This window comes from Thauera sp. ZXT1-4 (genome assembly GCF_052598215.2).
On record NZ_JBQWSN020000011.1, the window covers coordinates 56522 to 68607 of the forward strand.

Below are 12086 nucleotides of genomic sequence, written 5' to 3' on the forward strand. Positions count from 1 at the left end.
CTGCAGTATAATCAGATCGCGTCCAGTCCCCCCGCGCCTTCTCCGCCGGATGAGATGACAGACATGTTGCAAATCGCATATCCAACCCTGCACACCATGACCAGGCTCCCATCATGAAAGACAAGCACTATCTGACTCCGCTGCTGGAACCGCGCTCGGTCGGCATCATCGGCGCGAGCGAACGTGAGGCGTCTTTGGGCAATGTCCTGATGCGCAACATGCTCGAGGCCGGCTACAAGGGCAAGCTGTTCGCCATCAACCCCAAGCACGAGAAGGTGCACGGGGTAGTCTGCTACAAATCCGTCGAGGACGTGCCGCAACGCCTCGACCTGGTGGTGATTGCCGTGCGCGCCGAGAAGGCACCCGCGATCATGGACGCGTGCGGACGCGCCGGCGTAAAGGCCGCGATCATCCTGTCCTCGGGCTTTTCCGAGGCCGGGCCGCGCGGCGCGCTGATGGAGCGCCAGGTCATCGAAGCCGCGCACCGCCATCGCATCCGCCTGCTCGGCCCCAACTGTCTGGGGATCATGCGTCCGCAGCTGGGCGTCAACGCCACCTTCGCCCATGCCAGCGCGCTCAAGGGCAGCATCGGCCTGATCTCGCAATCGGGCGCGCTGTGCGCGGCCATCCTCGACTGGGCCAAGCCGAACAATGTGGGCTTCTCCTCGGTCGTGTCGCTCGGCTCTTCGTCGGACATCGACTTCGGCGAAGTGCTCGAGTACATGATCTCGGACCCGCGCACCGAGAGCATCTTCCTCTACGTCGAGGGTATCCGCGACGCACGCCGCTTCATGAGCGCCCTGCGCGGCGCGGCGCGCGTCAAGCCCGTGCTGCTGATCAAGGCCGGCCGTCATCCCGACGCCTCGCGCGCAATCCTGTCGCACAGCGGCGCACCCATGGGGGACGACGCGGTGTTCGACGCCGCGCTGCGCCGCGCCGGCGTCATACGCCTGTACAACATGGGCCAGCTCTTCGCCGCGGCAAACGCGCTGTTCTCGCACTTCCGCCCGCGCGGCAACCGCCTCGCCATCATCACCAACGGTGGCGGGCCGGGCGTCATGGCGGCCGACCGCGCTGCCGACATCGGCATCCCGCTCGCCAACCTGTCCGAAGGCACAGTCGAGAAACTCAACGCCGCCCTGCCCACGGGCTGGTCGCATGGCAACCCGGTGGACATCCTCGGCGACGCCGACCCAGAGCGCTATCGCAAGGCGCTCAAGGCCGTACTCGAAGGCCCCAACGTTGACGGCGTGCTGGTGATGCTGACGCCGCAGGCGATGAGCAATCCGGCAGGGGTGGCCGATGTCGTCATCGAACTCGAGAAGACGGCGGACAAGCCGGTCGTGACCTGCTGGATGGGCGAGGAACTCGTCACCGAAGCGCGGCAGAAGTTCAGCGCCGGTGGCATTCCGCACTTCCGCACGCCGGAGCCGGCGGTCGAGCTGTTCAGCCACATCTCGGCCTACTACCAGAACCAGAAGCTGCTGATGCAGACGCCGTCTTCACTTTCGCACCTGCCCTCGCCCTCCATCGAGAGCGCGCGTCTGGTCATCGAGATGGCGCTGTCCGAACGGCGCAAGAAGCTCAACGAGATGGAGTCGAAGGCCCTGCTCGCCGCCTTCCGCATCCCGATCGCACAGACCGTGGTCGCACGCTCGGCCGCCGAAGCCATGGTGCTCTCGGCCGAAATCGGCCTTCCGGTGGTGATGAAAATCGACTCGCCGAGCATCGTGCACAAGTCCGACGTGGGTGGCGTTCGGCTGAACATCCGCAGCCTGGCCGCGGTGCGTTCGACCTATCAGGAGATCATCGACGAGGTCAAGCGCGTGCAGCCGGACGCAGTGATCAACGGCATCGCGATCGAGCCGATGATCCAGAAGCGCAACGGGCGCGAGCTGGTGGTGGCGGTCAAGCGCGACCCGGTGTTCGGCCCCGCGATCAGCTTCGGCGAGGGCGGCAACCTCGCGGACGAGAACCGCGACATCGCCGTGGCACTGCCCCCGCTCAACAGCTTCCTCGTCAAGGACATGATCCGCTCCACGCGTATCGCGACCCGCCTGGGCGAATACCGCAACATGCCCGCGGTGGACATGGGCGCACTGGAACTGGTGCTGCTGCGCATCTCGGAGATGGTGTGCGAACTGCCGTGGATCACCGAGATGGAGATCAACCCGCTGATCGTGGACGAGAACGGCGTGGTCGCGGTCGATGGCAGCATCACGGTGGAGAACGTCTCGCCCACCGCGGACCGCTACGACCACATGGCGATCCACCCTTACCCGTCGCACCTGATCAGCACCTGGACGGTGCCGGACGGCACCACGGTGACGATCCGCCCGATCAAGCCCGAAGACGCCGAGCTCGAGGTCGACTTCGTGCGTACGCTGTCGGCCGAGACCAAGTACTACCGCTTCATGAACACCATGCGCGAGCTGCCGCCCGCCATGGTCGCGCGCCTGACCCAGATCGACTACGACCGCGAGATGGCCTTCGTCGCCACGCTCGCGGTCGACGGCATGGAAAAGGAGATCGGCGTGTGCCGCTACGCGGTCAATCCGGACGGCGAATCCTGCGAGTTTGCGGTCGTGGTGGCCGATGACTGGCAGCACCGCGGCCTCGCCCGCAAGCTGATGGGCGTGCTGATCGAGACCGCGCGCAGCCGCGGCATCCAGTACATGAACGGGGTCTTCCTCGCCAACAACGAGCGCATGCTGAAATTCGTGCAGAAGCTCGGCTTCGTGCTCAGCAGCGACCCGGAAGACAGCTCGGTCAAGCTGGGCGTGCTGGCGCTGCAGGACTGAGCGATGGCTGCAACGATCGAGCGCATCGAGTTTCACGGCCAGCCTGCGCTGCGCTTGTCGACCGCCGCGGGCGCACGCGCGGTGGTGGCGTTGCAGGGTGCGCAGGTGCTGTCCTGGACGCCGCCCGGCGGGGAAGAGCGTCTGTACCTGAGCCCGCGAGCCTTGTTCGACGGGCACAGCGCGATCCGGGGCGGCATTCCGGTCTGTTTTCCGCAGTTCGCCGACCTTGGCGCCCTGCCCGCCCACGGCTTCGCACGCAACCGGGCGTGGACGCTCGTCACCGAGCGCTGCGGGGAGGACTTCGCCCTCATCGGGCTGCAGCTCGCCGATGATGCCGACACGCGCGCGCAGTGGCCGCATGCCTTTCGTGCGGAGCTCTCGATCCTGATCGAGGACAGCCGGCTGGATCTCGAGCTCGAGATCGGCAACACCAGCGATCAGCCTTTCGAATTCACCGCGGCGCTGCATACCTATCTTGCCGTGCGCGAGGTCGAGGAGTCGCGCATCGAAGGTCTGCACGGCTTCTCCTACCGCGACAAGACCGACGCCAACCGCGTCCGACGCGACTCCGGCGACGCGGTGCTGATCGAGGCCGAGACCGACCGCGTCTATCAAGACGTCACCCGCCCGGTGCTGCTGCGTGAATACGATCGCAGCCTGGGCATCAACGCCGACGGTTTCCCCGACGTGGTGGTATGGAACCCCTGGGTCGAGCGCAGCGCGGCCCTCGCCGACCTGCCCAACGACGGTTTCCGTCGCATGCTGTGCATCGAGGCTGCCGCTGCGCGCGAACCGATACGCTTGGCGGCAGGCGGGACCTGGTGGGGCCGGCAGACCCTGGTCGCGCTCTGAGGCTGCCCTGCAGGCGCACCCGCCTGTGAGGGCGTGACTTCAAAAAAATGGTCCGCCGGCCTCCGTTTTCGCGGGCAAGCCCGCTCCGGTGGTGATTTTTCCACCCTGCAGCCGGGCTTCGGACCAGGCATCGTGCTGCCGGCGGGTTGATCCTGGCCGGTAGCCTGTTGCACTATCCCGCCCTTCCCTTTTGCGCTTCACCGCCTCCGCCCCATGCTCCCCCCGATCGAACACCGCATCGCCGACGAGCTCGGCGTCTCGCCGCGCCAGGTCATCGCCGCCGTCCAGCTCATCGACGATGGCGCAACCGTACCCTTCATCGCCCGCTACCGTAAGGAAGTCACCGGCGGCCTGGACGACACCCAGTTGCGCAACCTGGAAGAGCGCCTCGGCTACCTGCGCGAACTCGAGGACCGCCGCGCCACCGTGCTGGCCTCGATCGAGGAGCAGGGCAAGCTCAGCGCCGAACTGCGTGCAGAGGTCGAGCACGCCGACACCAAGCAGCGCCTCGAAGACCTCTACCTGCCCTACAAGCCCAAGCGCCGCACCAAGGCACAGATCGCACGCGAAGCGGGGATCGGCCCACTGGCCGAGGCCCTGCTCGCCGACCCGACGCTGACACCCGAGCGTGAGGCGGAGAAGTACCTCAATGCCGAAGCGGGCTTCGCCGACACCAAGGCAGTGCTCGACGGCGCACGTCAGATCCTCATGGAACACTTCGCCGAGGACGCCACCCTGCTCGGCGAACTGCGCAGCTATCTGCACGAGCACGGCCAGGTACGCTCGAGCGTGATCGAGGGCAAGGAGAACGAAGGCGCCAAGTTCCGCGACTGGTTCGACTTTGCCGAGCCGATCGCCACCATGCCCTCGCACCGCGCGCTGGCACTACTGCGCGGCCGCAACGAGGGCGTGCTGCGCCTCGCGCTGGATGTGGACCGCCCGGACCCCGAGGCACCTCACCCCTGCGAAGGCCGCATCGCGGTACGCTTCGGCATCCGCAGCCAGGGCCGCCCGGCCGACCGCTGGCTTGCCGAAACCGCGCGCTGGGCATGGAGCGTGAAGATCTCCATCCACCTCGAGCTCGAGCTGATGAGCGAACTGCGCGAACGCGCCGAGGAAGAGGCGATCCGCGTCTTCGCGCGCAACCTGAAGGACCTGCTGCTCGCCGCGCCCGCTGGCACGCGCGCCACCCTCGGCCTCGACCCGGGCATCCGCACTGGCGTGAAGGTCGCGGTGGTGGATGCCACCGGCAAGCTGGTCGACACCGCGACCGTGTATCCCTTCGAGCCACGCCGCGACCGCGAATCCTCGATCGCCACCATCGCCGCGCTGGCGAAGAAGCATGCGGTCGAACTGCTCGCCATCGGCAACGGCACCGCCTCGCGCGAGACCGACGCCCTGGCGGCGGAGCTGATGCAGCGCTACCCCGAGCTCAAGCTCACCAAGGTCATGGTGTCGGAGGCCGGCGCCTCGGTGTACTCGGCGTCCGAGCTGGCGGCGAAGGAGTTCCCGGACGTGGACGTGAGCCTGCGAGGCGCGGTGTCGATCGCCCGCCGCCTGCAGGATCCACTGGCGGAGCTGGTCAAGATCGACCCCAAGTCGATCGGTGTCGGCCAGTACCAGCACGACGTCAACCAGGGCCGCCTGGCGAAGAGTCTGGATGCGGTAGTGGAGGACTGCGTGAACGCGGTCGGGGTGGACGTGAACACCGCTTCGGCGCCGCTGCTCGCGCGCATCTCGGGGCTCAACGCCACGCTCGCCGGCAACATCGTCGAGTACCGCAACACCAAAGGTCCGTTCCGCAGCCGCAGCGCGCTCAAGGACGTGCCCCGCCTCGGCCCCAAGACCTTCGAGCAGGCCGCCGGCTTCCTGCGCATCCCCAGCGGCGACAACCCGCTCGACGCTTCCTCAGTGCACCCGGAGGCCTACCCGGTGGTCGAGCGCATCCTCGCCAAGGTGCAGAAGAGCGTGCGCGAGCTGATGGGCAACGGCAGCTTCCTCAAGAGCCTGCGGCCCGGGGAGTTCACCGACGAGCGCTTCGGCCTGCCCACGGTGCAGGACATCCTCGCCGAGCTGGAGAAACCCGGCCGCGACCCGCGCCCCGAGTTCCGCACCGCGAGCTTCCGCGAGGGCGTGGAGACGCTCAAGGATCTGGAGCCCGGCATGCTGCTCGAAGGCGTGGTCACCAACGTGACCAACTTCGGCGCCTTCGTGGACATCGGCGTGCATCAGGACGGCCTGGTGCACATCTCCGCCCTGTCGAACACCTTCGTCAAGGACCCGCACAGCGTGGTCAAGGCCGGCCAGGTGGTGAAGGTGAAGGTGCTGGAGGTCGACATCCCGCGCCACCGCATCGCGCTCACCATGCGCTTGGGCGACGAGGTCGCACCAAAGCGCGGCGAATCGGGCGCCCGACGCGACGAACGCGCGCCGCGGCGCGCGGAAGGCAGCCAGCCGCCGCGTGGCGAGCAGCACCCGCGCGGCAACGAAAATCGCCGTCCGCCCGCGCAGGGCAAGGGCGGCGCACGGCAGGAAGCCTCCCGCCCCGCGGCCGGCAACGCGCTGGCCGAGGCCTTCGCCCGGGCCCGCGGGGGGAAGTGAACGCACCGATCGAGCGCAACGGTGCGTGGGCAAGCCCGCTCCCGCAACCTGGCGCCCATCGCCGGCAGAATCGCTCCCCTGTGCGTGGGAGCCCGGCTTCTGCGCGAATCGACCAACAAACGGACGCCTTCATGAACCCGATCATCCACGGCATCAAGAACTGCGACACCATGAAAAAGACTTTCGCCTGGTTCGAAGGGGCCGGTGTCGCCTACGATTTTCATGACTACAAGAAGGCCGGCATCGACACCGCCACGCTCGCGCGCTGGTGCGACAAACTCGGCTGGGAAGTGCTGATCAACAAACGCGGCACGACTTGGCGCAAACTCGCTCCCGAGCAGCAGCGCATCACCAATCCCGAGGGTGCAATCGCCCTCATGCAGGCACAACCCAGCCTGATCCGCCGACCGGTCGTCGAATTTGCAAGCGGCGAGTTGGTCGTCGGCCTCGATGCCGCAGCATTCGAACGCCTGAGCGCACGCTGAACCCCGCCTCGCACACTGGACCCTCATCGATGAGCGAAACGCTTCCCAAGAGCTACATCCAGCGCTTCCTGCTGGAAGACCTCGACATCCGCGGCGCCGTGGTGCGCCTGACCGACGTCTGGCAGGCCATGCAAGCCGGGCGCGACTACCCCCCGGCGGTCGCACACCTGCTCGGCGAGATGAGTGCGGTCTCCGCCGTGATCGCCGGCAACCTCAAGCAGCCTGGCCGACTCACCTTCCAGATCAGCGGCCACGGACCGGTGCGCCTGCTCGTGATCGATTGCGCCGAAACGCTCAACCTGCGCGGATACGCCAAGGCGGAGTCGGCCCCAGCCGAAGGCACCCTGGCCGAGCTCGTCGGCGACGGCCGTCTGCAACTCTCGCTCGACATCGAAGCGATGGATCAGCCCTACCAAAGCCTGGTCCCGCTGGAAGGCGACAGCATCGGCGCAGTCTTCGAGCACTACCTCGCCCAGTCCGAACAGCAGCCGGCAGGCCTGTGGCTGGCCTGCAGCCCCAACGCCGCAGTCGCGCTTTTCGTGCAGAAGCTGCCGGGCGCCGACCTCAAGGATCTGGACGGCTGGTCCCGTATTCAGCAGCTCGCAAACACCATACGCGACGACGAACTGCTCGGCCTGGACGCCGCCGAGATCCTGCGCCGCCTGTTCGCGGAAGAAAACGTTCGCCTCTTCGACGCCCGCCCGGTCACGCACGACTGGCCTGCCGACCCGGACAAAGTCACGGCCATGCTGCGCGCGCTGGGCGAGGACGAGGTCCGAGCGATCCTCGACGAACATGGCGAAGTGGTGGTCCATGACGACCTCTCGAACCACACCTACCGTTTCGACGCAGACGACGTCGACGCCCTGTTTCGCCCGCCCACGCTGCACTGAGCCACCGCTGTCCGCTCCCGCACGATCTCACCCCATCCGTGAAATCCGCCACTGCAATGATCGGGCGTACAACCTAGCATCCGCCGGACGATCCGGCTCTGTGTCCAGGCGCTCGCGCAAGACCGCCACGCAGGCCCAAGAACACAAGGGTTAGCGTAATGACAGGTAACACGGCCTTGCGAAACACCATCGCGCACCCCGACGGGGGTGCCGACGGTGAGACGCTCGCCCGCATGTATCGCACTGCCGTCCTATCGTCGGCGAGCGCGATCATGATCTCCGACTCGACCGCCGGGGACCGGCCGATCATCTTCACCAACCCCGCGTTCACCCGCATCACCGGCTACAGCACGGCAGAGGTTGTCGGCCGCAACGCCCGTTTCCTGGTCGCCCACGACCCCGACCAGCCCGCCCTCACCCAGCTGCGCGACGCCTTGCGCCGGGGGCAGACCGCCGCGGTGCTGCTGCGCTTCCAGCGCAAGGATGGCGGGCTGTTCTGGGCCGACCTGAACATCGCTCCGGTCCACGACGACACGGGAACGGTCAGCCACTTCGTCAGCATCCTGACCGACGTCACCGACCGGATCGAACAGTCCGAGCAGCTGAGCTACCTCGCCACGCACGACCGCCTGACCGGGCTGGCCAACCGTTCGCTGCTCATCGACCGGCTTTCGCAGACCATGACCCGCTCGGACCGGCAGGACCTGCATGCAGCCGTGGTGTTGATCGACATCGACCGCTTCAAGCTCATCAACGACGAACTCGGCAACTTCGCCGGCAACAAGCTGCTGATCGAGTTCGGTCAGCGCCTGCGCGAATGCGTGCGCGAGGGCGATACCGTTGCGCGCCTGGGTGATGACGAGTTCGCCATCGTGCTGGACGGACTGCGTCCGGGTGACGACCCGACCCGTCCGACCCACGCCGTACTGCGCACGCTCGCAAAGCCCTTCCGGGTCAATCAGGTCGAGTATTTCCTCACCGCCAGCATCGGGGTAGCCGTGCACCCGCACGACGGCGTGACCCCGGACGACCTGATGCGCAACGCGCACCTCGCCATGCACCGCATCAAGCGCAGCGGCGGCAACGGGTTCTGCTGCTTTTCCCCCGACTCCGACCGCCGCTCGCACCAGTTGCTCGCGCAGGAGAACCAACTCCACCATGCGCTGCGGCGCGAACAATTCGTTCTCCACTACCAGCCGAAGCTGAATCTGCACGATGGAAGCATCTGCGGTGTGGAGGCCCTGGTGCGCTGGCAACACCCCGAGCGCGGGCTGGTGCCGCCGGGCGAGTTCATTCCCCTGGCCGAAACCCTCGGCCTCGTGCAGCCCATGGGTGAATGGGTGTTGAACGAAGCCTGCCGCCAGGCGCGCGAATGGATGGACGCCGGATTGCCGCCGATCCGCGTCGCGATCAACGTCTCCGCCCACCAACTCCGGACAGCCGGGCTGGCCGATGCGGTCGCCGCGGCGCTGGCGCGGCACGCACTGCCGGCCAGTTGGCTCGAGCTCGAGCTCACCGAGTCGGCGGTCATGGACGATATCGACCGTGCAAGCGCCATTCTTGAGCAGATCAGCGCGCTGGGTGTTTCACTAGCACTGGACGACTTCGGCACCGGGCACGCGAGCCTGAGCTATCTGCGCCGCCTGCCGTTCAACACTTTGAAGATCGACCGCAGCTTCATCCAGAACCTGGTGAACGATCCGGGTGATGCCTCGCTCTCGCTCGCGATCATCGCCATGGCGCACAGCCTGGGGCTGCGCGCCATCGCCGAGGGCGTGGAGACAGAAGCCCAGCGCGACTACCTGCGCAAGCATCTGTGCGACGAGATCCAAGGCTATCTGGTCAGCCGCCCCCTGCCTGCCGCGCAGGCTACGCAATACCTCTGCGATGCCACCGCACTGTCAGAGTCCGCCCGGGACGTCGGAGAACACCGCCCCACCCTGCTGCTGCTCGATGACGAGCAGGAAATCCTCAATGCCCTGAATCGCGTGCTCCGCCGAAGCGGCTACCGCATCCTGACGACAACCGAGCCGGACGAGGCCTTTGCCCTGCTCGCGCGCAATCCGGTGGGCGTGCTGATCGCCGACCAGCGCATGCCGCGCATGACCGGGGTCGAGTTCCTGCAGCGCGTGCGCAAGCTCTACCCGGACGTCGTGCGCATAGTGCTATCAGGCTACGCCGACATCGACTCCGTGACCGGCGCGATCAACCGTGGCGAAGTGTTCCGCTACCTGACCAAACCGTGGGACCCCGAAGAGCTGCGCCAGGAGGTGCGCATGGCCTTCGACCGTTTCAACGACCACCTCCCTTCGCCGCACCTTTCCTGAGGATCTGCGCATGCCCGCCCGCGTCATTGAATGGAGTGAACATTTCGAAACGGGGGTAGCCAGCGTGGATGCCCAGCACCGGCGCCTGATCGAGCTCGCCAACGAGCTCGGCGATGCGATCGTGGAGAAGAACGAGTCCCGCTGCGACCACTTCTGCGCGGAGCTCGGTCGCTACGCCCTCGAGCACTTCGCCAACGAGGAGGCGTGCATGACGCGGGCGGGCGTGACGCCGAGCGCCGTCGCACATCATCACGCACGTCACGCCAGCTTCGGCACCGACCTCGATCGCATCCGGCGCGCCGCCCTGCCCAACCGGGAGAAGCTCAAGGCCATCCATCGCTTCACGCTGTCATGGCTCACCTACCACATCCTGCAGGAGGACAAGCCACTGCTTTCGGGTAATAGGGATGCAGCGAGCGCCAATGCATCCTCCGACCCTGACCAGTCCGGCTTCATGGTCCGCACCCTGCTCGATACCATCCACAACCTCTACGACTCACTCTCCGCAACCAACCAGGGCCTGGAAGAACAGGTGCAGCGGCGCACCCAGGAACTGGCACAGGCAAACGCGCACCTCCAGGAAGAGAAGCGCGCGCTCGAGGCTGCCCTGCACGACCTGAGCGATACGCAGGCCCGGCTCATGCACAGCGAGAGGATGGCCGCAACCGGCCAGCTTGCGGCAGGCGTCGCACACGAGATCAACAACCCGGCCGGCTTCGTGCGCTCGAACCTGAGTACCCTGCGTGACTACGCCTGCGATCTGCTGGAGATCATCGACGCCTACACCAAGGCCGAGCCGCTCCTCGCTCAGGCTCCCGAGACACAGGCGGCACTGCGCAAGCTATGCGTCGACTGCGACCTATCCTTCATCCGCGAGGACATGGCGATGCTGCTCGATGAGTCCGATGACGGGCTGCAGCGCATCACCCGCATCGTGCGCAATCTGCTCGACTACGCCCGCCCTGGCAGCCGGGGTCGGCGAACGGTGGACATCCACGACGAGATCGACAGCACGCTCGGGCTGGTCGGGCACATCGTCCTCGAAAAGGCGGAAGTGCGCCGCGAATACGGCATCGTCCCGCCCCTGGTGTGCAGCCCGTCCGAACTCAATCAGGTGTTCACCCACGTACTGGTCAACGCCGCACAAGCCATCCAGACGCACGGACTCATCACCGTACGCACCGGTACCCGTGGGCCATGGGCCTGGATCGAGATCGGAGACAACGGTGTCGGCATGGCGAGCGAAGACCTGGAGCGCGTGTTCGAACCCTTCTTCACCACCAAACCCGTCGGCAAGGGCACCGGCCTGGGCATGAGTGTGTCGTGGAGCGTCGTGCGCGACCACGGCGGCCAGATCCTCGTCGACAGCCAACCCGGCGCCGGCACCCGGGTCTGCATCGAACTACCCCTGGAGTCTGCCGAAACGGATTCCACCACACCGGCACATCCCCGGGAGCCGCAAGATGTCCACCCTTACTCGTCCTGAGCAAACCGCCCCACCTGCAGTGGAGACACGCCGCCGCACCCTGCTCCTGGTCGATGACGAGGAGAACATCCTCGCGGCACTGAAGCGCGCGCTGCGTCGCGACCGCTACGACATCCTCACGGCGAACTCCGATGCCATCAACGAAGGCGCGATCTACAAGTTCCTGACCAAGCCCTGGGACGATGAGCAACTGCGTACGAACATCGCCGAGGCCTTCAAGCTGAGGGAACTGGCCCAGGAGAACCATCGCCTCACCGAAGCACTGCGGGTCTCGAATGCAGAGTTGGCTGCCGCGAACGCACGCTTGGAAGCCTTGCTTACCACCAAGGAGCATGAGCTGGTTATTGACAATGCCGCGCTCGATGTCGCCCGAGAAGTGCTGCACGCAGTTCCCGCGGGTATCTTCGGCGTCGACACCGAAGGCATGATCGTGTTCGTGAACGCACATGCCGAGCGCTTGCTGTCTGCCAACCAACCCCTGCTCTGCAGCATTGCCGCCGAGGCGCTACCTGCCCCCCTGCAACCGCTCATGCGGGGCACCGATCCCGCCTCCACAAGGCTGACGCTGGATGGCGGCGCGTTTCGTGCCGACTGCCGCGCCATGGGCAGCACCGCATCGCCTTTGCGCTGCACTTTGGGGC

Annotated in this window: 7 protein-coding genes; all 7 read left to right on the forward strand. The window is 66.6% G+C overall.

Going from position 1 to position 12086, the window contains the following annotated elements; genetic code table 11:
• The first annotated feature begins 113 nt into the window (after positions 1 to 113).
• The 7 genes from ACUH78_RS10525 (at position 114) to ACUH78_RS10555 (ending at position 11445) form a co-directional block, all read left to right on the forward strand.
• Positions 114 to 2801 carry a bifunctional acetate--CoA ligase family protein/GNAT family N-acetyltransferase gene (locus ACUH78_RS10525; RefSeq protein ID WP_418362646.1) on the forward strand — a complete coding sequence of 896 codons (2688 nt, stop codon included), beginning with the start codon at positions 114 to 116 and terminating at the stop codon, positions 2799 to 2801.
• Positions 2802 to 2804: 3 nt separating this feature from the next.
• Positions 2805 to 3653, forward strand: coding sequence for a D-hexose-6-phosphate mutarotase (locus tag ACUH78_RS10530; protein ID WP_418362645.1), 849 nt, complete (start codon positions 2805 to 2807; stop codon positions 3651 to 3653).
• Positions 3654 to 3866: 213 nt separating this feature from the next.
• Positions 3867 to 6254, forward strand: coding sequence for a Tex family protein (locus tag ACUH78_RS10535; protein ID WP_445333432.1), 2388 nt, complete (start codon positions 3867 to 3869; stop codon positions 6252 to 6254).
• A 131-nt stretch (positions 6255 to 6385) separates the two neighbouring features.
• Entirely contained in the window at positions 6386 to 6739 is a 354-nt protein-coding gene (locus ACUH78_RS10540) for an arsenate reductase (protein ID WP_418362643.1), read from the forward strand.
• Positions 6740 to 6768: 29 nt separating this feature from the next.
• Positions 6769 to 7632: an Hsp33 family molecular chaperone HslO gene (gene hslO / locus ACUH78_RS10545; RefSeq protein WP_418362642.1), complete on the forward strand. Its 864-nt coding sequence runs from the start codon at positions 6769 to 6771 to the stop codon at positions 7630 to 7632.
• Between the two features lie 176 nt (positions 7633 to 7808).
• The gene (locus ACUH78_RS10550) at positions 7809 to 9959 is read left to right on the forward strand and encodes an EAL domain-containing protein (protein WP_445333431.1); all 2151 of its coding nucleotides are present in this window, start codon (positions 7809 to 7811) and stop codon (positions 9957 to 9959) included.
• Positions 9960 to 9969: 10 nt separating this feature from the next.
• Positions 9970 to 11445, forward strand: a complete 1476-nt coding sequence (locus ACUH78_RS10555; protein ID WP_445333430.1) for a hemerythrin domain-containing protein — start codon at positions 9970 to 9972, stop codon at positions 11443 to 11445.
• Positions 11446 to 12086: the final 641 nt, after the last annotated feature.